The organism is Aeromicrobium endophyticum, assembly GCF_003586285.1.
Taxonomy (GTDB): domain Bacteria; phylum Actinomycetota; class Actinomycetes; order Propionibacteriales; family Nocardioidaceae; genus Aeromicrobium; species Aeromicrobium endophyticum.
The window spans coordinates 1,235,956-1,256,602 of the sequence record NZ_QUBR01000001.1; the positions used below are offsets into that span (position 1 = coordinate 1,235,956).

20 protein-coding genes are annotated in these 20,647 nt (G+C 69.0%); 11 read left to right on the forward strand and 9 right to left on the reverse strand.

Going from position 1 to position 20,647, the window contains the following annotated elements; translation table 11 throughout:
• Positions 1-11: 11 nt before the first annotated feature.
• The 3 genes from gnd to dnaA all read right to left on the reverse strand — a co-directional run bounded on the left by gnd (position 12) and on the right by dnaA (position 3,939).
• Positions 12-917 (reverse strand): phosphogluconate dehydrogenase (NAD(+)-dependent, decarboxylating), encoded by a 906-nt coding sequence (gene gnd / locus DX116_RS06025; protein WP_119703245.1) that lies wholly within the window; start codon positions 915-917, stop codon positions 12-14.
• 48 nt (positions 918-965) lie between these two features.
• On the reverse strand, positions 966-2,108 hold the full coding sequence (gene dnaN / locus DX116_RS06030) for a DNA polymerase III subunit beta (RefSeq protein WP_119703246.1): 1,143 nt from the start codon (positions 2,106-2,108) through the stop codon (positions 966-968).
• Positions 2,109-2,457: 349 nt separating this feature from the next.
• The gene (gene dnaA, locus DX116_RS06035; protein WP_119703247.1) at positions 2,458-3,939 is read right to left on the reverse strand and encodes a chromosomal replication initiator protein DnaA; all 1,482 of its coding nucleotides are present in this window, start codon (positions 3,937-3,939) and stop codon (positions 2,458-2,460) included.
• A gap of 383 nt (positions 3,940-4,322) precedes the next feature.
• On the opposite strand from dnaA, the gene rpmH reads away from it, so the two are divergent.
• The 8 genes from rpmH to DX116_RS06075 all read left to right on the forward strand — a co-directional run bounded on the left by rpmH (position 4,323) and on the right by DX116_RS06075 (position 9,178).
• A complete protein-coding gene (rpmH, locus tag DX116_RS06040; protein WP_056210619.1) occupies positions 4,323-4,460 on the forward strand; it encodes a 50S ribosomal protein L34 in 138 nt (45 codons plus the stop codon).
• A 4-nt stretch (positions 4,461-4,464) separates the two neighbouring features.
• Positions 4,465-4,815 carry a ribonuclease P protein component gene (rnpA, locus tag DX116_RS06045; RefSeq protein WP_119703248.1) on the forward strand — a complete coding sequence of 117 codons (351 nt, stop codon included), beginning with the start codon at positions 4,465-4,467 and terminating at the stop codon, positions 4,813-4,815.
• A gap of 13 nt (positions 4,816-4,828) precedes the next feature.
• A complete protein-coding gene (gene yidD / locus DX116_RS06050; RefSeq protein ID WP_119704152.1) occupies positions 4,829-5,089 on the forward strand; it encodes a membrane protein insertion efficiency factor YidD in 261 nt (86 codons plus the stop codon).
• Positions 5,074-6,165 carry a membrane protein insertase YidC gene (gene yidC, locus DX116_RS06055; RefSeq protein ID WP_119703249.1) on the forward strand — a complete coding sequence of 364 codons (1,092 nt, stop codon included), beginning with the start codon at positions 5,074-5,076 and terminating at the stop codon, positions 6,163-6,165. The genes yidD and yidC overlap by 16 nt, the downstream gene beginning before the upstream one ends.
• Complete coding sequence (locus DX116_RS06060; RefSeq protein WP_119703250.1) at positions 6,162-6,632, forward strand: Jag family protein; 471 nt, start codon at positions 6,162-6,164, stop codon at positions 6,630-6,632. Before yidC ends, DX116_RS06060 begins: the two co-directional genes overlap by 4 nt.
• A gap of 95 nt (positions 6,633-6,727) precedes the next feature.
• On the forward strand, positions 6,728-7,288 hold the full coding sequence (gene rsmG, locus DX116_RS06065; protein WP_325048605.1) for a 16S rRNA (guanine(527)-N(7))-methyltransferase RsmG: 561 nt from the start codon (positions 6,728-6,730) through the stop codon (positions 7,286-7,288).
• A 34-nt stretch (positions 7,289-7,322) separates the two neighbouring features.
• Positions 7,323-8,291, forward strand: a complete 969-nt coding sequence (locus DX116_RS06070; RefSeq protein ID WP_119703252.1) for a ParA family protein — start codon at positions 7,323-7,325, stop codon at positions 8,289-8,291.
• Positions 8,288-9,178, forward strand: a complete 891-nt coding sequence (locus DX116_RS06075; RefSeq protein ID WP_119703253.1) for a ParB/RepB/Spo0J family partition protein — start codon at positions 8,288-8,290, stop codon at positions 9,176-9,178. Before DX116_RS06070 ends, DX116_RS06075 begins: the two co-directional genes overlap by 4 nt.
• 112 nt (positions 9,179-9,290) lie before the next feature.
• Here the strand turns inward: DX116_RS06075 and trxA are convergent, their stop codons facing one another.
• The 5 genes from trxA to DX116_RS06100 all read right to left on the reverse strand — a co-directional run bounded on the left by trxA (position 9,291) and on the right by DX116_RS06100 (position 16,110).
• Positions 9,291-9,623 carry a thioredoxin gene (gene trxA / locus DX116_RS06080; protein ID WP_119703254.1) on the reverse strand — a complete coding sequence of 111 codons (333 nt, stop codon included), beginning with the start codon at positions 9,621-9,623 and terminating at the stop codon, positions 9,291-9,293.
• 49 nt (positions 9,624-9,672) lie between these two features.
• Positions 9,673-10,656, reverse strand: coding sequence for a thioredoxin-disulfide reductase (gene trxB / locus DX116_RS06085; protein WP_119703255.1), 984 nt, complete (start codon positions 10,654-10,656; stop codon positions 9,673-9,675).
• A gap of 84 nt (positions 10,657-10,740) precedes the next feature.
• On the reverse strand, positions 10,741-12,309 hold the full coding sequence (locus DX116_RS06090; protein ID WP_119703256.1) for a protein kinase family protein: 1,569 nt from the start codon (positions 12,307-12,309) through the stop codon (positions 10,741-10,743).
• 77 nt (positions 12,310-12,386) lie between these two features.
• Positions 12,387-14,021, reverse strand: a complete 1,635-nt coding sequence (gene murJ, locus DX116_RS06095) for a murein biosynthesis integral membrane protein MurJ (RefSeq protein ID WP_158591914.1) — start codon at positions 14,019-14,021, stop codon at positions 12,387-12,389.
• Positions 14,014-16,110, reverse strand: coding sequence for a DUF6049 family protein (locus DX116_RS06100; protein ID WP_119703258.1), 2,097 nt, complete (start codon positions 16,108-16,110; stop codon positions 14,014-14,016). The genes murJ and DX116_RS06100 overlap by 8 nt, the downstream gene beginning before the upstream one ends.
• Positions 16,111-16,188: 78 nt before the next feature.
• Between DX116_RS06100 and DX116_RS06105 the strand changes: the two genes are divergently transcribed.
• Both DX116_RS06105 and DX116_RS06110 read left to right on the forward strand, forming a co-directional pair.
• Positions 16,189-17,625, forward strand: a complete 1,437-nt coding sequence (locus DX116_RS06105; protein WP_119703259.1) for a CCA tRNA nucleotidyltransferase — start codon at positions 16,189-16,191, stop codon at positions 17,623-17,625.
• Between the two features lie 41 nt (positions 17,626-17,666).
• Positions 17,667-18,593 (forward strand): DUF808 domain-containing protein, encoded by a 927-nt coding sequence (locus DX116_RS06110; RefSeq protein WP_119703260.1) that lies wholly within the window; start codon positions 17,667-17,669, stop codon positions 18,591-18,593.
• 101 nt (positions 18,594-18,694) lie between these two features.
• On the opposite strand, the gene DX116_RS06115 is transcribed toward DX116_RS06110, so the two are convergent.
• On the reverse strand, positions 18,695-19,339 hold the full coding sequence (locus DX116_RS06115; RefSeq protein ID WP_147393600.1) for a GntR family transcriptional regulator: 645 nt from the start codon (positions 19,337-19,339) through the stop codon (positions 18,695-18,697).
• Positions 19,340-19,458: 119 nt separating this feature from the next.
• Here DX116_RS06115 and DX116_RS06120 point away from each other — a divergent pair, with 119 nt between their 5' ends.
• A complete protein-coding gene (locus DX116_RS06120; RefSeq protein ID WP_119703262.1) occupies positions 19,459-20,622 on the forward strand; it encodes a glycerate kinase in 1,164 nt (387 codons plus the stop codon).
• Positions 20,623-20,647 lie beyond the last annotated feature (25 nt).

Consider the following 20,647-nt stretch of genomic DNA (forward strand, 5'->3'; position numbering starts at 1 on the left):
GTCGTCACGGCTCAGGCGTCCTTGGGGTCGTGACCCGCCTCGGCGGCCGCCTGCACGGCGTGGCCACCGAACTGGTTGCGCATCGCCGCGACCGCCTGCATCGCCGGCGACTCGTCCTGGCGCGAGGTGAAGCGGGCGAACAACGACGCCGCGATGGTGTGCATCGGCACGGCGTTGTCGATCGCGGCCTCGACGGTCCAGCGTCCCTCGCCGGAGTCCTCGGCGTAGCCGCGGATCTTCGACAGGCCCGGGTCCTCCTCGAGCGCCTTGACCAGCAGGTCGAGCAGCCACGAGCGGACGACGGTGCCCTCGCGCCACGAGTCGAAGACGGCCGTCACGTTGTCGACCATGTCGACCTTCTCGAGCAGCTCGTAGCCCTCGGCGTAGGCCTGCATCATGGCGTACTCGATGCCGTTGTGGACCATCTTGGAGAAGTGACCGGCGCCGACGCGGCCGGCGTGGACGAACCCGGACTCGCCCTCGGGCTTGAGGGCGTCGAACGCGGGCTGGACCTTGGCGATGTCGTCGGCGGTGCCGCCGGCCATGAGCGCATAGCCGTTCTCGAGGCCCCAGACACCACCGCTCACGCCGCAGTCGACGTAGCCGATGCTCTTCTCGGCGGCGAGCGCGGAGTGCTTCTCGTCGTCGGTCCAGCGGGAGTTGCCGCCGTCGACGATGACGTCGCCCGCGTCGAGCAGCTCGATGAGCTCGGTGACGGTCGAACGGGTGATGTCGCCGGCCGGCACCATGACCCACACGACGCGAGGAGCCGGCAGCTGCTCGACCATCTCGGCCAGCGACGACACGTCGGTGACGTCGGGATTGCGGTCGTACCCGACGACCGTGAGGCCGCCGTTGCGCAGCCGGGTGCGCATGTTGCCGCCCATCTTGCCGAGTCCGACGAGTCCGATGTGCATGTTGCCCCCTGAGGAGATGGGTGAGTGGCGGGTCAGTGTGCGGGCAGGTCAGCTCTGCAGGCGCACGGGCATGATGAGGTAGCGGAACGCGACGTCGGGATCGGCGCCGATCTCGGGCACGCCCGAGATGGCCGCTGGCTTGGTGTGCTGGGTGAACGACAGGTGGACGACCGGCTCGGACATGACCGCGAGGCCCTCGAGCAGGTATGTCGGGTTGAAGCCGATCGAGATGTCGGCACCGTTGATGGTGGCCTCGATCGACTCGGACGCCTGGGCGTCGTCGCCGCTGCCGGCCTCGAGCAGGAGCATCCCGTCGGAGAAGGTCAGACGGACGGGCGTGTTGCGCTCGGCGACCAGCGCGACGCGCTTGACCGAGTCGACGAAGGCCTGTGTCTGGACGTAGGCGACGGTCTCGGCCTGGGCCTGGAACAGCTGGCGCACCCGCGGGAAGTCGCCCTCGAGCAGACGCGTCGTGGTGCGTCGCGTGCCGTTGCCGACGACGCCCTCGAAACCGATGAGCCCGTCGCCGGACTCGCCGGACGACACCGCGATCGTGACGTCGCCCCCGCCGGTGAGCGAGCGGGCGGTCTCGTTGAGCACGCGCGCCGGGACGAGCGCGTTGCCCGACAGGTCGCTGGCCTGCGGGAACCACTGGAGGTCACGCAGGCTGGCGCGGAACCGGTCGGTGGCCATGAGCGAGATGGTCGAGCCCTCGAGCTCGAGGCGGACGCCCGTCAGCAGGGGCAGCATCTCGTCGCGACCCGCGGCGGCACTGGCCTGGGCGACGGCGGTCGAGAAGTCCTCGGAGCGCACGGTGCCGGTGGCGGTGGGCATGTCGGGCAGCTGCGGGTACTCGTCGACGGGCATGGTCTGCAGGCTGAAGCGGGCGCTGCCGCACACGACCTGCACCTTCGTGCCCTCGAGCGAGACGTCGACCGGCTTGGGCGGCAGCGACTTCACGATCTCGGCCAGCAGGCGTCCGGAGACCAGCGCGCGGCCGTCGGCACTGACCTCGGCCGGCAGGGTCGCGCGGGTGGACGTCTCGTAGTCGAACCCGGAGAGGGTCAGTCCGTCGTCGGCCGTCTCGACCAGCAGCCCGGCCAGGACAGGGACGCTCGGGCGGTTGGGCAGGCTTCGCGCGGTCCACGCGACAGCGTCAGCGAGGGTGTCGCGCTCGATACGGAACTTCACGTGATGGGGCCTTTCCGGGGACGGGATCCGTCGCGATGAATCCTGCCACGGTGGTTCGTCCACACACATCTCGGGACGTCACTTCGGCGGGAGTTGTCGATGTAGAGAAGAGTAGTAGTCGTAGTAGCGTCTGTGGATTCGGTGGAGAACCCGGTTCGCCCCTGCCAGCGCAGCAAAAGTGCCGGTGGACAACCTGTGTGGCGGGCCTCGACGAAACTACAAAGATCTGTGGATGTCATTCGGCCGTTCACATGCCGTTCACACGTCGGGCTCCGATGTCCACGGATGTGACCCGCTTTCCCACAGGGCAGTCCCCAGGTGTGCACGGGCGATGCCGGCACGGTGCGCGTCATGACTGACGGGCCTGCTGCTTGATGCGGGCCGTGAGCTCGGTGACCTGGTTGTAGACCGCGTGCTTCTCGGCCATCAGCTTGCGGATCTTGCGGTCGGCGTGCATCACGGTGGTGTGGTCGCGGTTGCCGAACTCCTGGCCGATCTTGGGCAGGGACATGTCGGTGAGCTCGCGGCACAGGTACATCGCGATCTGGCGGGCCAGCACGAGGTTGCGGCTGCGGTTGGTGCTGCAGAGGTCGTCGATCGAGAACTCGGAGTAGGCCGCCGTCTGGGCCATGATCATGCCCGCGGTGATGTCGGGCTCCTCGCCCTCGGCGATGAGGTCCTTGAGCACGATCTGAGCGAGCTGCAGGTCGACGGTCGTGCCGTTGAGGTTGGCGAAGGCGGTGGCTCGGATGAGCGCGCCCTCGAGCTCGCGGATGTTGGTCTGCACCTTGCTGGCGATGAACTCGAGCACGTCGGCCGGTGCCGTGAGCTTCTCGTTGGCGGCCTTCTTGCGGAGGATCGCGATGCGGGTCTCGAGGTCGGGCGGCTGGACGTCGGTCGTCAGGCCCCACTCGAAGCGGTTGCGCAGACGGTCCTCGAGGGTCGTCAGGTTCTTCGGCGGACGGTCGGACGTCATGACGATCTGCTTGTTCTCGTTGTGCAGCGCGTTGAACGTGTGGAAGAACTCGGTCTGGGTCGACTCCTTGCCCTCGAGGAACTGGATGTCGTCGACCAGCAGGACGTCGATCTCGCGGTACTTGCGCTTGAGCGCGGCGGTGCGGTTCTCGCGGATCGCGTTGATGACGTCGTTGGTGAACTCCTCGCTGTTGACGTAGCGCACGCGCGAGGACGGGTAGAGGTTGAGCACGTAGTGTCCGATGGCGTGCAGGAGGTGCGTCTTGCCCAGGCCGGACTCGCCGTGGATGACGAGCGGGTTGTACGCCTTGCCCGGCGCCTCGGCCACGGCCACCGCCGCGGCGTGGGCGAAGCGGTTGGACGAGCCGATCACGAAGTTCTCGAACAGGTAGCGCGGGTTGAGCCGGGCCTCGGCGACCGTGCCGATGCGGGGCGGGGCGCTGGAGCGCTCGGCCCAGCTGGGCACGAACTCGTCACCGCTGTCGTCGTCATCGTCGTCGGGCTCGCTCTCCAGCGAAGCGCCCACTTGTCGCTTTGTCGACAAGTCGTCTTGTGGACTGTACGCATCCTGTTGTGCGTGGAGGGCGTCGGCCAGCGAGGGCTCGATCGTCACGACCAGGCGGGTCTCCTGCTGGAGGGCCGTGCTGATGGCGTGCTCGAGCGCGGGCCGCACGCGCGACTCGAGCTGGGCGCGGGTGAGATCGTCCTGGACGGCGACGATCATGATGTTGTTGTGGAGGGTGAGGGGCTTGGCCGAGTAGACCCAGACCTTGGCTCCCGGTGAGAGCGTGCTGACGGCGCGCTGCCAGACCTCCTCGAGCTGCTCGTCGGGGTTGGCGTCGTGGCCGTCGTGCATGCAATGCCTCCCGACATCTCCTGCTGAGGTGTGCGCAGCCCTGGCGAGGTGTGCCCCGCTGGTGTGTGCACAGTGTTTTCCACACTGTGTGAATCAGAACTGGAGGGTTGTGTCCAGCTTGTGGAAAAGTCAGTACCGCCGTGACGCTAGCAGCGTTGCAGATGGCAAACAAGCGGATTTCCCCAAGCCGCGGACGCTGCTCGGCGTGTCGTCTGGACGTAGGCGTCGGGGAGGCGTAGGCAGGTCGGTTTGACCGAGATGTGGCACCCCCGTACCGTTGCCTAGTCGTCCCACAACGACCCCCGCCGCATGCTCGCGATCATCAGTGATCGTGGGCGAGCGGTGGCCGTCGAACGGCCCAGTCCAAGATCCGAGGAATCATCGTGAGCAAGCGCACCTTCCAGCCCAACAACCGACGTCGCGCGAAGAAGCACGGCTTCCGCCTGCGCATGCGCACCCGCGCCGGCCGTGCCATCCTCGCGGATCGCCGCCGCAAGGGTCGCGCCAAGCTGTCCGCCTGATCCGTTGCTCGCGCGCGGTCACCGCATGCGCAGCGCGGAGGACTTCCGGCACACGATCCGTCGTGGCGCCCGAGGTGCTCAGCCCACCCTCGTCACCCACGTGGTGCTCAGCGCACGCGTTCCAGAAACCGGCGGACAGACGTCCGTCGGTTTCGTCGTGAGCAAGGCCGTGGGCTCGGCCGTCGACCGCAATCGCGTGAAGCGCCGACTCCGCCACCTCATGCGCGACCGCGTCGATGCGTTGCCTCCCGGTTCGAGGGTCGTGGTCCGAGCACTTCCGCCCTCGCAGGCGGCGGGCTCGGCGACGCTGGCCGAGCAGCTCGACGCGGCGCTGGCGCGAGCTGGTGCCCGATGAGCTCGAGATGCCGATGAGGCTCCGCTCCCCCCTCAAGATCGTCCTGATCTGGCTGCTCAAGGCGTATCGATTCGCCATCAGCCCCCTGTACGGCCAGGTATGCCGTTACCATCCGACCTGCTCGGCCTACGCTTTGCAGGCCGTCGAGACTCATGGCGCGTTGCGCGGCTCCTGGTTGGCGGGTCGTCGCGTGCTGCGATGCCATCCGTGGAGTGCGGGCGGTTACGACCCGGTTCCGCAGTCACACAGAGGAGAACAATGTTCGGCTTCCTAGGCGACATCGGCAGCGCGATCATGACGCCGCTGTACTACGCCGTGTCCGGGATCCTGCTGGCCTGGCACCGCTTGTTCGAGGCGATCGGCCTGTCGGGCGACTCCGGCTGGACGTGGGCGCTGTCGATCATCGGACTCACGGTGACGATCCGCACCCTGCTGATCCCGCTGTTCGTCAAGCAGATCAAGTCGAGCCGCAACATGCAGCTGCTCCAGCCGCAGATCAAGGCGTTGCAGCAGAAGTACAAGCACGACCGCGAGCGGCTGACGCAGGAGCAGATGAAGCTCTGGAAGGAGACGGGCACCAACCCGTTCGCCTCCTGCCTGCCTCTGATCCTGCAGATGCCGATCTTCTTCGCCCTGTTCCGCGTGATCGACCACGCGTCGAAGTACAAGGTGTCGGACGGTGCCTTCAAGAAGGGCTTCATCGACGAGGGCGATGCTCTGTCGCTGTCGAACGCCAAGCTGCTGGGTGCTCGCATCGCCGACACGTTCATGAACACCGACCTGACCGAGACGCGCATCCTGACGCTCTCGCTCGTGGTCATCATGTGCATCACGCAGTTCACGACGCAGCGGCAGCTGATGAGCAAGAACATGCCGGCGGATGCCATGACGGGGCAGTACGCGCAGCAGCAGAAGCTGCTGCTCTACATCCTGCCGGTCGTGTTCGCCGTGGGCGGTGTCGCCTTCCCTCTGGGTGTGCTCTTCTACTGGACCACCTCGAACTTCTGGACCATGGGTCAGCAGTTCTACGTCATCCGCAACAACCCGGCTCCCGGCACGCCGGCCTTCAAGGCCAAGCAAGAGCGCGACAAGAAGCACGGCAAGTCGGTGGCCGAGGATCCCATGAAGGCGGCGCCGATCGAGGAGCCCAAGCCGGCGCCCCGCGCCCAGCCGAAGAACCAGCCCCGCAGCCAGCGCAAGAAGCCGGCCCAGCCCGGCGCAGGGCAGCAGAAGCCCAACCCGGCCAAGGGTGCACAGAAGAAGCCGGGCCAGGTGCCCAAGAAGAAGCCGGACATCACGGCCAAGTCCGACGGCAGGAACAACCCCGACACGAAGGGTGGCAAGGCATGAGTGACGCCGCGAAGCTCGAGAACGAGGGCGACATCGCTGCAGACTTCCTCGAGGGTCTGCTCGACATCGCCGATCTCGACGGAGACATCGACATGGACGTCGACGGTGATCGCGCCGCGGTCGAGATCGTCGGTGGCAACCTCGACCACCTGGTCGGGCGTGACGGTGAGGTGCTCGACGCGCTGCAGGAGCTCACGCGCCTGGCCGTGTACCGCGAGACGGGTGAGCGCAGCCGCCTGATGCTCGACGTCGCTGGTTTCCGCGCTGCTCGTCGCAACGAGCTGGTGGCCGTCGCCCAGGCGGCGATCGACAAGGTCAACGGCGGCGAGATGTCTGTGGCTCTCGACGCGATGACGCCGTTCGAGCGCAAGGTGGTCCACGATGCCGTGGCGGCCGCTGGTCTGCAGAGCTCGTCGGACGGCACCGAGCCTCACCGGTACGTCGTCGTGCACTCGGCGGGTGAGTAGTCATCTCGTCGTCTGACTCCCCCGACTCGTCGCCGTCGGGTGATGTTTCACGTGAAACACCCCCGCCGCATGCGGCGGGGGTGTTCGCATCCCGCTTGGAGCTGGCCGAGCGCTACGCCGAGCTGCTCGCGACGGGCGGAGTGGTGCGGGGACTGATCGGACCGCGCGAGGTGCCGCGTCTCTGGGATCGCCACATCATGAACTCCGCGGTGGTCGCACCTCGCGTGCCGTCTGGCGCGTCGGTGGCCGATGTCGGTACTGGTGCGGGCCTGCCGGGTCTGGTCTGGGCCATCGCTCGCCCGGACATCCACATGACGCTGATCGAACCTCTGTTGCGTCGCACGAGCTTCCTCGAAGAAGTGGTCGACGATCTCGGTCTCACCAATGTCGAGGTGCTCCGTAGCCGGGCCGAGGACGTGTCGGCGACGTACGACGTGGTGACGGCCCGTGCGGTCGCAGCCCTCGACAAGCTGGGTCGCTGGTGCATGCCGCTGGTAGCCCCAGGAGGGGTGATGCTGGCCATGAAGGGACGGTCGGCGGCCGATGAGGTCGAAGCGGCAGCGTCGACCCTCCACCGTCTCGGTGCCACGTCTATCGTGGTGGCGACGTACGACAATGGCGAGGTACCGACCACCGTCGTCGAGGTGACCAGATGATCCATGTTTCACGTGAAACCAACAGGGGGCAGGCATGAACGAATCGCAGCCCGCTCGACGCGCAGCACCCACGGCCGCCTCGACGTACAGCGTCCCGGTGCCGTCGAACGACGACTCGACCCCGCTGGCCGCGGCTGCCCAGGAGCACGTCTCGCTGCTGCAGCGCGCATCGGCCATCTCGAGGTTCGACCGTCCCACGAACACCCGGGTGTTCGTGGTCGCGAACCAGAAGGGCGGCGTCGGCAAGACCACCACCACCGTCAACGTCGCCGCAGCACTGGCGCTGAAGGGCCTGGAGGTGCTGGTGGTCGACCTCGATCCCCAGGGCAACGCCTCGACGGCTTTGAACGTGCCGCACGCGGAGGGAACGCCCGGGGTCTACGAGGCGATCGTCGAGGGTACGGCGCTCGAGCAGCTCGTCCAGGCGTGCCCCGACATCCCCGGCCTGACGGTGCTGCCGGCGTCGATCGACCTCGCGGGGGCCGAGATCGAGCTGGTCTCGCTGGTCGCGCGGGAGTCCCGGCTCGACCGCGCGCTGCAGTCGTACATCGCTGAGCGCGAAGCAGTCGGGCGTCGCCTCGACTACGTGCTGATCGACTGCCCGCCGTCGCTGGGGCTGCTGACGGTCAACGCGATGGTCGCCGGTCGTGAGGTGCTGATCCCCATCCAGTGCGAGTACTACGCGCTCGAGGGGCTGGGACAGCTGATCCGCAACATCGACCTCATCAGGGCCCACCTCAACCCCAAGCTCGAGGTGACCACGATCCTGCTCACGATGTACGACGGGCGCACTCGTCTGTCGGCCGGCGTCGCCGAGGAGGTCCGCGGACACTTCGGTGACAAGGTCATCACGACCCCCATCCCGCGCTCGGTCCGCATCTCCGAGGCGCCGAGCTATCAGCAGTCCGTCATCACCTACGACGGCACCTCGTCCGGAGCACTGTCGTACCTGGAGGCCGCGCGCGAGATCGCCCTGGCCGGGAGTGGAAGGGTCACCCGATGAGCACACGCCGTGGACTGGGCCGGGGGTTGGAGTCGCTGATTCCGTCGAGCTCGGCCGATGCAGCAGCCTCCGGGCTCAAGGAGATCGAGGGGGCGCGTTTCGCCGAGATCCCCCTCGACCAGATCGTCGCGAATCCCCGTCAGCCCCGTCAGGTGTTCGACGAGGACCACATGGCCGAGCTGGTGCACTCCATCAAGGAGGTCGGCCTGCTGCAGCCCGTCGTCGTGCGGGAGGTCGCCAAGGACCGTTACGAGCTCATCATGGGGGAGCGGCGGTGGCGAGCCAGCGGCAAGGCCGGCCTCGACACCATCGGCGCCATCGTGCGCGAGACGTCCGACGAGGACCTCCTGCGCGACGCGCTGCTGGAGAACCTGCACCGCTCGCAGCTCAACCCGCTGGAAGAAGCATCGGCCTACCAGCAGCTGCTGGAGGACTTCGGTTGCACGCACGAGGAGCTGGCCGACCGCATCGGTCGTTCCCGCCCGCAGATCAGCAACACGCTGCGGCTGCTCAAGCTGACGCCGACGGTGCAGCGCCGTATCGCTGCCGGTGTGCTGTCGGCCGGTCACGCCCGGGCGCTGGTGAGCGTCGCCAACCCCGAGATCCAGGACCGGCTGGCCACGCGGGTGGTGGCCGAGGGCCTGTCGGTCCGTGCCCTCGAGGAGATCGTCACGGTCGGCCCCGACGCTGCCAAGCGTCCCGCCGCCCGGCAGTCGGCGAAGGCATCGGCCCCGCGGCTGGCCGATCTCGCCGCACGCCTCTCCGAGCGGTACGACACGCGGGTCAAGGTCGACCTCGGTCGGTCGAAGGGTCGCATCACGGTCGAGTTCGCCACGATCGACGACCTCGAGCGCATCGTCGAGATGATGGATCCGAAGAAGCCATAGCGCTAAATCAATAAGTCACTTTGTCGACAAGTATAGATATTGACTTGACGACACACGTGAAAAAGCCCGGCACCCGAGGGGGTGCCGGGCTTCTTCGTGCCTGAGGGTCGAGTCAGCTGGTGTACTCGTTCAGGTCGTTGAGGATCGCGCTCTTGGGACGCACGCCCACGATCGACTTGACGACCTCACCCTTGTAGTAGAGGTTCATGGTCGGCAGGCCGGTGACGCGGTACTGCGCGGGCGTGACGGGGTTGGCGTCGGCGTCCATCTTGAGGATCGTGAGCTTGTCGCCCTTCTCGGTGGCGATCTCCTCGAGGATCGGGGCGAGCTGACGGCACGGGCCGCACCAGCTGGCCCAGAAGTCGACGAGCACGGGGCCGTCGGCCTTGAGGACGAGCTCGTCGAAGTTGGCATCGGTGACGGCGGCGAGGGTGGAATCTGCCATGGGGTGCTCCTTCAGGGTCTGTGATCTGTTGAACGTGGGGGAGGCGGAGTTATTCCGCCCACTGAGCCATCGCGACGTCGGTCGCGGGCTCGCCGGCCGAGTCGATGTCGGCCAGGTAGCGCTCTGCGTCGAGCGCGGCGGCGCAGCCGGTGCCGGCCGCGGTGATGGCCTGACGGTAGGTGTGGTCGACCAGGTCGCCGGCGGCGAACACGCCGGTGAGGTTGGTCGCGGTCGAACCGGCCGCAACCAGCACGTAGCCCTCGTCGTCGAGGTCGACCTGACCGGTCAGCAGCTCGGAGCGCGGGTCGTGGCCGATCGCGATGAACAGGCCCGTGGCGTCGAGCCGGCGCGTCTCGCCGCTGACGGTGTCGGTCAGCGTGACGGCCTCGAGCTTGTCATCGCCGATGATCTCGCTGACCGCGGAGTTCCACTCGATGTGGATCTTCTCGTTCGCCAGCGCACGATCCTGCATGATCTTGGAGCCGCGGAGCTCGTCACGACGGACCACCATGGTCACCTTCGAGGCGAAGCGCGTCAGGAAGGTGGCCTCCTCGAGCGCGGAGTCGCCACCGCCGACGACGATGATGTTCTGCTCGCGGAAGAAGAAGCCGTCACACGTCGCGCACCACGAGACGCCGTGGCCCGACAGGCGGTCCTCGCCCTCGACGCCCAGCTTGCGGTAGCCCGAACCCATGGCCAGCACGACCGCGCGAGCGCGGTAGGTGGTTCCGTCGTCGAGGGTGACGGTCTTGACGTCGCCCGTGAGGTCGACCGACGTGACGTCGTCGGTGACCAGCTCAGCACCGAAGCGCTCGGCCTGCGCCCGCAGCTTGTCCATGAGCTCGGGACCCATGATGCCGTCGGGGTAGCCCGGAAAGTTCTCGACGTCCGTCGTGGTCATCAGCGCGCCGCCGGCGGTCACCGAGCCTTCGAACACGAGGGGCTCGAGGTTCGCGCGAGCCGCGTAGATGGCAGCGGTGTAGCCCGAGGGCCCGGAGCCGATGATGATGAGGTTGCGAACGTCGTCGCTCATGCATTTCCCTTTGCTGCCTAGACGTGTGTCCTGATCTCAACGAATTCTAGGCGTCCGGCATTCCATCGCCCGACCAGCGGGCTGTCAGGAACGTCCGCGCACCACGACATCCTTGATCTCGCCCCTGAACGTGCCCGGCTCGACCTCGGGCAGCGACGTCAGCCACACCACGACGTACCGCGTGACGACACCTGACTTCAGCGAGATGCTGGCGTCGGAGCCGGCAGCCTCGACGGACGCGACGCTCGTCAGGTCGCGTCGTGACCGGGGCGTGCGATCGACGTCCTGGTCGGCCGCGTAGACGACCAGGCTCGTGGGGGCGCCCTCGAGCCTGAGCCGCAGCGAGTCGACCTCGCGCAGGCCACCGAGGTCGAGCACGAGCCCCACGCCGTCCTTGATGCCCCCGAGATCGGCCGATCCCAGGTACGTCGAGGTCTGCCAGCCGGTGTCGGGCAGGCCGTCGATCGCCAGCGGGGTCTGGGCGCGGTTCTCGCGTCCGTCGTCGCCCTGCGGATCGAGGTCGGTGGCGCGCTGCACCGGCAGCACCCGGACGGGGGACGCCTGGTCGATCGGGTCGGCCGCGTGATTGCCCGACCGGCTGACCAGGAAGCCGAGGAGCGAGAGGATCACCAGGGCACCCGCGACCCCCAGCAGCACGAGACCGCGGTCGCCCTTGGCAGCCCGGCGTGCCTTCTGCTTGCCGCGCTCGAAGGTCGTCGGCGGAGCGGGCTCGAAGGCCTTCGGACGCCGGCGAGGGGGCTCGAGCCCGGGCGGCGGGCCACCAGGGACGATCACGGGGTCGAGCCGCAGCAGGTCGGGCGACGAGGCGCCGGCCAGGCTGGGCTGGTCGTCGTGCACGTCGTCGTCCTCGCCCGAGAGCCGCAGCGTGTGCGCGATGTCGGCGGCCTTGCGCAGCGGGGTCTCGTGATGGCGGGGCGGGGTGCCGAGGATGCGGTCGGCGATCGTGTCGATGTCGCGCGACACCCCGGCGCGCACCTGGCGGGGTCGCAGCAGCCGCCCGTGCTCGGTGGGCGCCGCCAGCAGGCCGTCGATGTGGGCACCGGGCCACCGGCTGGTCACGCAGGCGTAGAGCAGCTTGCCCAGCGCCTGGACGTCGAGCTGCTCGTACGCCTGGAGGTCGGAGAGCGTGTCCTGGTGTCCGACGGGTGCCAGGGCGGTCGCCACGCCCAGGCCGACGACCCGCACGGCACCGGACTGCTTGAGCAGCACCTGGTGGGGGGTCAGACGCCGGTGGTAGACACCGCGCTCGTGGGCGTGCGCCATCGCCTCGGCCACCTCGGCCACGACCGTGGCGGCGCGCCGGTTGGGCAGCGGCGACTGCGCGAGCAGCTGGTCGAGCGGGAAGGCACGGGCCCACTCACGCACGACGAGGTGGTGACGCTGCTCGTCCTCGATCAGGTCGAGCACCCGCAGGAAGCGAGGATCCGTCACGGACGTCGACTCGCGCGCCGCCTGCAGGAAGTGGTCGGCCCGAGGATCGGCGCTCGAGATCAGCTCGAGCCCCACGTTGCGGTTGAGGATCTTGTCGTGCGCGCGCCACGTGGTCGAGCCGTGACGCTCGTTGACCAGGTCGTGCAGCTCGTAGCGGCGGGCCAGGATGTCGCCGGAGGCCAGTGACCGCCGATCGGTCATGCCCTCACCTCTTCTTCGCCCGTCGCGCTCGGTGCCCGATCACCATGCTAGTCGGGCGGAGGTACTCGTCCGGGGGTTCAGCCCCTGCGGCGCAACGACGTCATGAGGTAGCCCAGCTCGCTCAGGCCGACGACCTTCGCGGCCGACACGAACGTCAGGAGCCCCGCCAGCCCCGCCACCGTCGTCGTCACCAGACCGCCGACGGCGCGCAGCGGCTCGACGCCGGCGGCGTCGAGACCCGCTGCGACACCGAGCGTCACGAAGGCGGTGAGCACCAGGGCCACGACCATGCGGCGGATGAAGAAGCGCATCTCGCGGTCGATCATCGGCCCGATGGAGCGCGAGAGCAGCTTGACCGACAGCACCGAGCCGACGAGGTACGCGATCCCGTACGAGAGGGCGAGCATCATCGCGACGCGGTTGGAGTCGACCAGGTGCACGAGCACGATCGCGACACCGACGTTGACGATGCCGATGACCAGCTGGATGAAGAAGGGCGTGCGGTTGTCCTCGTTGGCGTAGAAGCCGCGCAGCATCAGGTAGTGCACGGTGAACGCGACGGTGGCCAGGGAGAAGGCCTGGATCGTGTACCCGATCGCGAGCGTGCTGCCGCCGAGCGCTCCGAGGCCCCCTGCGATGGCGGCCGCCGACTGCCCCAGACACGCCAGGGCGACCGCGAGGGGCGCGACGATGACCAGGGCGACACGGACCGTGCGGCCGAGCTCGAGCCGGAACCGGTCGTAGTTCCGGTCGGCGGCGAGCGCGGCGAGGGTCGGGATGATCGCGGTGGCGAGCGAGACCGTGATGACGCCGTGGGGCAGCTGGCTGATGAGGAAGCCGAGGCTGTAGACCGTCGAGCCCGCTCCCTTCTCGCCGTTCGCGGCACCCTTGATGGTGGCCGACGTGGCCAGGCGCGCGATGACGAGGAAGGCGACCTGGTTGACCACGATGAACATCAGCGTCCAGCCAGCCAGCCGTGCCGTGTGCCGCAGGCCGACGCCGCGGAAGTCGAACCGTGGGCGGTACCGGAATCCCGCCCGGCGAAGGTACGGCACGAGGACGAGCGCCTGGAGCGCGATCGCGGCGGTCGACCCCAGGCCGAGCACGAGACCCTCGTTCGTCGTGAACCCGCCGACCCCCTGGCTGGTGCCGAAGACGAACGCGTAGACGATCACGACCGAGCAGGCGACGACGTTGTTGACGATCGGTGCCCACATCATGGGGCCGAAGCGGCCGCGCGCGTTGAGGACCTGACCAGCCAGGACGAACACGCCGTAGAAGAACACCTGCGGAAGGCACAGCAGCATCAGGAACTGGGCGGACTCGCGCTGCTCGGTGAACTTGGCCGCGAAGAGGTCGTCGTCGAAGACGATGCGCATCAGCACGGGGACGAGCACCATCAGCACGGCGGTGCCGGCGGCCAGGACCAGGACGCCCAGGGTGATGATCCGGTTGGCGTAGGCATCGCCGCCGTCGTCGTCGTTCTTCATGGCGCGGACGAGCTGCGGCACGAGGACGACGTTGAAGACGCCGCCGGCCAGCAGGATGTACAGCGTGTTGGGGATCGTGTTGGCGATGTCGAACAGGTCGCCGTTGAGCGCGGTGCCGATGACGACGGCGAGCAGACCTGTCCGCAGGAATCCCGTGACACGGGAGACGATCGTGCCGAGGGCCATCCATGCGCTGGCGCGGGCGACGGTGCGGTCAGTCATCGTCGTCATCGCCTGCGGGAGCGGTGCTGCCCGCGTCGGCGGCCACGACGCGGTTCTCGCCCCTGCGCCGCCGGTGGAACCGGCGCACCAGCGCCAGGAGCACGAGCACACCGGCGGCACCCATCGCGACCCACAGCACCGTGCTGATGCTGCTCGACTGCACCTTGAACGGGGTGGACGCGCCGAGCCTCTGGCCGCCGTCGGTGACCAGGTGGGGAGTCAGGAACGTGGTCCGTTGGCCGCCGAGATCGATCTGCACCGTCACGGTGCGTCGCTCGCCGGCCGCGATGGCCACCGACTTGACGGTCGGGATGGTCAGCGCGGGATTGCTGGAGTCGAGGTCGACGCCCACGCGGACGGCCTCGCCCGTGTCGTTGCGGATCGTGAGCGGGAAGCCGCCCTTCGAGCTCGACAGCGTCACCGACGGAGGCGCCTCGATCGTGATCTTGTCGAGGGCCGCGCCTGCCCGGCGGGCTCGCGCGGTCGCGAGCGACAGGCCCTCCGACCGGTCGAGACGCCAGCGGACGGCCAGCAGCTCGGCGACGTCGCGCGCCAGAGCGGCGTCGAAGCCGTCGTTCTGGGCGATGATCGAGCTGAGCGTACGGCCCTTCGACACCATCGTGGCAGCCGCGTCGAGCTGGGCACGAGAGAGCGGGCGGGCCTTCGCGCGCGAGGGCACGCGCCCGTCGTAGCTGGGTACCGAGCTGGTCAGGACGGCGTCGAGGCTCGTGGGCTGCACGAACGGCGCCGAGAACGCAGTGGCGAGCTGGCCCGACGCCCAGTCGGTGCCGGGATCCCACTGAGGGTCGACGAGCACCACGGCGTCGGCCCGCGAGGAGGGGTCGATCGTCCGTTCGAGCACTGCGAGGGCCGCTTCGCTCAGCAGCCGCTGTCGCAGCGTCGTGGCCGACTCGTCACCCGGGGTGTCGCCGTCCTTGACGTCGTCGACGAGCAGCGGCACCGGACCGCTCGTGGACGCGTACTTGACGACCGAGCCCATCCGGCGTGACCAGTCGGGCACCGAGTCGGGTGTGACGATGACGGGTGCGTCGCCGTCGCCACGCACCTCGGACAACAGGGTGCGGCTCACCCCGTCGCGCGTCGGCCACGAGACACGGCGTCCGCTGAGCTGGTACGTGGACAGGGCGTCCTGGGTGGCCCGCTCGACCGCCGAGCGCAGCGACGACCGCAGGTCGGGATGCTCCGACAGGGCGAGCACGTCGGTGCGGTCGTAGTCGAGGATCCACGGGCTCCTGACCCGGGCGAACTCGAGCAGGTCGTTGAGGAACGTCGACGCGGCGGCCTCCTGCTCGGACGAGACCTCGACGTCGTCGGGCACGTGGCGGTCGTTGGCCAGGTCGTCCACCCCGACCAGCAGGGCCGGGTCGAGCACCACGGTCGCGCCGCCCGCCGGGGTGCTGGCAGCCAGGTCGAGCAGGTTGCGCAGGCGCCCGCCGGGCGCGACGGCCTCCAGCAGGCTCTGGGGGTCGGTGTAGTCGCCGTCGGCGCCGCGCCGGTCGGGCATGAGGAACGGCCACACGATCGACGCCGGCACGGTGCCCTCCGGCGACGAGACGAGCGGGAGGAACGTGGTCGCCCGGGCGACCGCGACGGGGCTGCGGTTGCCCTGGTCGTCGGTGGCCAGGATCTGCACCCCGGCGGGGTAGACGCCCTCGGCACCCGTGATGCCGAGCTGGTCGTAGGGGACGTCGATGCGGAACGGGACGGTCTGGCCGGGGGCCAGGTCGCCGACCTCGTCGAAGGTCCCGGCCTCGATGATGCGGACGCCGGTGTACGCCTTGCCGTCCGAGGTGGCCTGGTCGATCTGGCGACGCGTCGTGAACGGCGACGCCGGGATCACGAAGTAGGCCTGCACCTTGGTCCAGGCGTGGTCGTCGCGGTTGCTGACGGTGCCGGTCAGCGTGACGTCGCGACCCGGTGCCAGCAGCGTCGGCTCGAGCGTCCCGATCGCGACGCTGAGGCCTGGCTCGTCGTCATCGGCGGCGATGGCCTGTCCGGGGCCGAGACCGAGCGTTGCGATCACGGTCAGGAGCAGCGCGACGAGGATTGTGCACCGGCGGCTGCTCACCCGCACATGTTAGACGTACGGCACCCGCCGACAGGCCCAAGCAGCTGCGGCTCGACGGTAGAGTGTCTCCCCGTGCCCATGCCCTCACTGACCGCCGACCGCCGGGCCCGGATCGATGCCGAGCTCGAGGCCCACCCGTTCCTGGCCGAGCTCGGCGCCCTGTTCGAGGCGGCCGGCCACGAGCTCGCGATCGTCGGCGGTCCGGTGCGCGACGCCGTGCTGGGACGGCCCGGCAACGACTGGGACTTCGCCACCTCGGCACGTCCCGACGACATCGAGCGCATCGCCGCTGGGTGGGCCGACGCGATCTGGGACGTGGGTCGCGACTTCGGCACGATCGGGCTGCGCAAGCGCGACCACCAGCTCGAGATCACGACGTACCGCACCGACGCGTACGACGAGGGCTCTCGCAAGCCCGACGTGCAGTTCGGAGACTCGCTCGACGGCGACCTGTCGCGCCGCGACTTCGCGGTCAACGCCATGGCGATCCGCCTGCCGTCGCGCGAGTTCGTCGACCTGTTCGGTGGTCTCGACGACATCGACGCCCAGCTGCTGCGCACGCCCGTCACCCCCGAGCAGTCGTTCAGCGACGATCCGCTGCGCATGATGCGCGCCGCCCGGTTCGTGGCCCAGCTGGGCTTCGGCGCGGCGCCCGAGGTGGTCGCCGCGATGACGGCGATGGCCGGACGGCTCGAGATCGTCTCGGCCGAGCGCATCCGCGACGAGCTCGACAAGCTGATCACCAGTGACCACCCCGTCGCCGGGCTGCGCCTGCTGGTCGAGACCGGTCTGGCCGAGCAGATGCTGCCCGAGCTGCCGGCGCTGATCCTCGAGCGCGACGAGCACCACCGTCACAAGGACGTCTACGAGCACTCGCTGACGGTGCTCGAGCAGGCCATCGCCCTCGAGGACCGTCTCGACGCGGCGCCCGACCTCGTGATCCGGCTCGCGGCGCTGCTGCACGACATCGGCAAGCCCAAGACCCGCCGGTTCGCCGACGGCGGCACCGTCACGTTCCACCACCACGACGTCGTGGGCGCCAAGCTGGCCCGCAAGCGGATGAAGGCCCTGCGCTACAGCAACGACACCATCGACCAGGTCACGCTGCTGATCGAGCTGCACCTGCGCTTCCACGGCTACGGCTCGGGCGAGTGGACCGACTCGGCGGTCCGTCGCTACGTCCGCGACGCCGGTGACCAGCTCGAGCGCCTGCACATCCTCACCCGTGCCGACTGCACGACGCGCAACCAGCGCAAGGCGCAGCGGCTGCAGCGCACGTACGACGAGCTCGAGCGTCGCATCGCGGTGCTGGCCGAGGCCGAGGAGCTCGGGTCGATCCGTCCTGACCTCGACGGGGGCCAGATCATGTCGATCCTCGGCATCCCGCCGGGCCCCGAGGTCGGCGAGGCCTACCGGTTCCTGCTCGACCTGCGCATGGACCGCGGGCCGCTCGGCGAGGCCGACGCGACCGAGGCGCTGAAGGCCTTCTGGGCGGCGCGGCCCCAGCCCGGGTGACCTAGGCTCTGCACCATGGATCTCCTGCGGACCGGCGCCTGATGGCCGGCGGACTCATGGCCCTGCTCGACGACGTCGCGGCCCTGGCCAAGCTGGCCGCGGCCTCGGTCGACGACATCGGCGCCGCCGCCGGCCGTGCCAGCACCAAGGCTGCCGGGGTCGTCGTCGACGACGCCGCCGTGACGCCGCGCTACGTCCAGGGCTTCGACCCGTCACGCGAGCTGACGGTCATCCGCAAGATCGCCGTGGGGTCGTTGCGCAACAAGATCGTGTTCATCCTGCCGGCGGCGCTGCTGCTGAGCCAGTACGCGGAGTGGCTGCTGGCGCCGATCCTGATGCTCGGCGGCACGTACCTCGCCTTCGAGGGAGCCGAGAAGCTGTGGGAGAAGTTCGGTCCCGGCGAGCACCACGCTGCCGCCGAGCCGGTCGCGGCCGACGGGGGCGCCGACCACGAGAAGACCATGGTCAGCAGCGCGATCCGCACCGACTTCATCCTGTCGGCCGAGATCATGGTCATCGCCCTCAAGGAGGTCACCGACGAGCCCTTCGTGTCGCGGGCGCTGATCCTGGCGGTCGTCGCGGTCGCCATCACGGCGCTCGTCTACGGCGCGGTCGGGCTGATCGTCAAGATGGACGACATCGGGCTGCACCTGGCCAAGAAGTCGTCGGCCGTCGCCCAGAAGGTCGGACGGGGGCTCGTCGTCGGCATGCCGATCTTCCTGCAGGTGCTGGCCAGCGTCGGCATCGTCGCGATGCTGTGGGTCGGCGGCCACATCCTGCTGGTCAATGCCGACGAGCTCGGCTGGCACTGGCCCTACGAGACGGTGCACCACTGGGAGAAGGACGCCGGCGGCGGCACGGTCGGGTGGATCGTCAACACCGCGTGCTCGGCGGTCATCGGCGTCGTGGTCGGCGCGATCGTCGTGGCGATCATGCACCTCGTCCCCCGCAGGACCGCCAAGCACTGACCCGGTCGACCCTGGTGCTTCTCGCCAGGACCGGAACGACCAGCTCGGCTCGACGCTTGCGCGGTGTCGAGGGTGATGATCGTGCGCTGTCGCACCCAGGACTAGGTCCTGGGTGCGCTCATGTGCTCCAGCAGCTTTTCCTCGGCGTGCGCCAGGTGATCGAGACCGGCGCTGCCGGCGCGCGCCGCGTCCCCGGAGCGGATGGCGCGAAGGATCGTCTCGTGCTCGGACGCGATCTCGGTCGCGTCGAGCAGGTGGCGGCTCTGCACCTGGGCAAGACAGAGGCGCATCTCGTTGATGATGAGCGCGTGGGATCGGGCGAGGCGAGCGCTTCCCAGGCTGAGGACCAGAGCACGGTGGAACTCGATGTCGGCATCGACGATGGGTGCGACGTCCATGCCGGCAGCGGCGGTGGCGAAGGCCGCGTGAGCCGTCTCCGCGGCCGGAGCAACGCGACGCTCGGCGGCGAGCAGCTCGTAGCAGCGTGACTCGATCACGCCGCGGGCGAAGTACAAGTCCTTGACCTGGGACGTGTCGAGCACGGGCACGCGCGCACTGCGGTGCGCCGTGCGCTCGAGCAGGCCTTCTCCGACGAGCCGCTCGATCGCGGCCTTCGCGGTCTGCCGGGCGACTTGATAGTCGTTGGCGACGGACGCCTCGGTGACGGGAACGCCAGCCTTGATGTCTTCGGTCAGGACGCGTTCGCGCAGCGACTCTGCGAGTGCGTCGCCGACCGACTGTGTCACGAGGGGGATTGGCACAGGTCGTGTCCTCTCGTGCTGATGTGCTCGGGCGACCCACGATATCCGACGACAATCAGACAAGACGGTCGCTTGTCGTGATAACTTGACGAACAATCTGCGTGATGGAGGACACGGTGGGAAGAACAGCCAAGAGGATCGTGCTGGCCCCGGACAAGTTCAAGGGGTCGGTGACGGCGCTGGAGGTCATCGACTCCATGGCGCAGGCATGTCACGCGGTGGACGGCATCGTCGTCGATCCCATGGGACTCGCCGACGGCGGGGACGGCAGCGTCGACGCCGCGCTGTCGCGGGGTTGGGACGAGCTGGTCGTGCCTGCCACCGATGCGTGGGGTGGCCCTGTCAGTGCGCGGATCGCCGTCCACGAGGGTCGCGCCATCGTCGAGGTCGCGACCATCTGCGGTCTCGGCGCGCGCCGTCCCTCCGCGGGCGAGGCGGCCGGAGCGAGCACCCGCGGGGTGGGTGTCGTGTTGAGCACGCTGGTGGAACACGGCTTCCACGATGTGACACTGGCGCTCGGGGGAAGCGCCACGACCGACGGGGGCGCGGGCATGCTCCGTGCACTGGGCGCCGTGATGCTCGACGGCCGGGGTGACCCGATCGGCGACGGACCGGACGGGCTGCTCGACTGCCGCGCCGTCGACCTGTCAGGTGCCCTGGCCGCGGTCGATGGGCTGGAGCTGAGGTTGGCCTGTGACGTCGACACGCCCATGGTCGGCGTCGACGGATCGGCCGAGATGTTCGCCCGGCAGAAGGGTGCCGACGACGACACGGTGCAGGTCTTGTCGGCAGCGCTCGCGCAGCTCGCTTCGGTGATCGAGCCCGCGGCCGGACATGAGGGGGCCAGCACGGTGCCCGGATCCGGGGCCGCCGGAGGCCTGGCCTGGGCGGGCCTCGTCATCGGCGGGACGATCCGGCCGGGCAGCGAGGTGTTCCTCGATCTCCTCGACGCCGAGCGGGTCATCGGCGGCGCGACCCTGGTCGTCACGGGGGAAGGCTGCCTCGACGAGCAGAGCCTGCGCGGCAAGGCACCCGTGGCGGTAGCGCGCCTGGCGGCGGGGTTGGACGTGCCGGCGATCGCCATCGTCGGCAGCAACCGGTTGCCGGAGTCGGCGGACCACCCCTTCGCGCGTGTCATCGCCCTCGACCGGATCGACCCCGCCTGCGCCAGCGACCCTTCGCTCACGCGCGTGCTGCTCGAGAAGGTCATGGCTGACGTGCTGGCGAACCACCTACCCACCCTGACGACAACAGGAGATCATCGATGACGGTCCACCGACCCTGGAGCTGCGA

What these genes read in the sequence shown, in the direction of transcription:
- gnd (WP_119703245.1), bottom strand. Translation starts at nt 917, where the DNA reads ATGCACATCGGACTCGTCGGACTCGGCAAGATGGGCGGCAACATGCGC.
- dnaA (WP_119703247.1), bottom strand. Translation starts at nt 3,939, where the DNA reads ATGCACGACGGCCACGACGCCAACCCCGACGAGCAGCTCGAGGAGGTC.
- yidD (WP_119704152.1), top strand. Translation starts at nt 4,829, where the DNA reads ATGAGGCTCCGCTCCCCCCTCAAGATCGTCCTGATCTGGCTGCTCAAG.
- yidC (WP_119703249.1), top strand. Translation starts at nt 5,074, where the DNA reads ATGTTCGGCTTCCTAGGCGACATCGGCAGCGCGATCATGACGCCGCTG.
- DX116_RS06060 (WP_119703250.1), top strand. Translation starts at nt 6,162, where the DNA reads ATGAGTGACGCCGCGAAGCTCGAGAACGAGGGCGACATCGCTGCAGAC.
- DX116_RS06070 (WP_119703252.1), top strand. Translation starts at nt 7,323, where the DNA reads ATGAACGAATCGCAGCCCGCTCGACGCGCAGCACCCACGGCCGCCTCG.
- DX116_RS06075 (WP_119703253.1), top strand. Translation starts at nt 8,288, where the DNA reads ATGAGCACACGCCGTGGACTGGGCCGGGGGTTGGAGTCGCTGATTCCG.
- trxA (WP_119703254.1), bottom strand. Translation starts at nt 9,623, where the DNA reads ATGGCAGATTCCACCCTCGCCGCCGTCACCGATGCCAACTTCGACGAG.
- trxB (WP_119703255.1), bottom strand. Translation starts at nt 10,656, where the DNA reads ATGAGCGACGACGTTCGCAACCTCATCATCATCGGCTCCGGGCCCTCG.
- DX116_RS06090 (WP_119703256.1), bottom strand. Translation starts at nt 12,309, where the DNA reads ATGACCGATCGGCGGTCACTGGCCTCCGGCGACATCCTGGCCCGCCGC.
- murJ (WP_158591914.1), bottom strand. Translation starts at nt 14,021, where the DNA reads ATGACTGACCGCACCGTCGCCCGCGCCAGCGCATGGATGGCCCTCGGC.
- DX116_RS06105 (WP_119703259.1), top strand. Translation starts at nt 16,189, where the DNA reads ATGCCCTCACTGACCGCCGACCGCCGGGCCCGGATCGATGCCGAGCTC.
- DX116_RS06110 (WP_119703260.1), top strand. Translation starts at nt 17,667, where the DNA reads ATGGCCGGCGGACTCATGGCCCTGCTCGACGACGTCGCGGCCCTGGCC.
- DX116_RS06120 (WP_119703262.1), top strand. Translation starts at nt 19,459, where the DNA reads ATGGAGGACACGGTGGGAAGAACAGCCAAGAGGATCGTGCTGGCCCCG.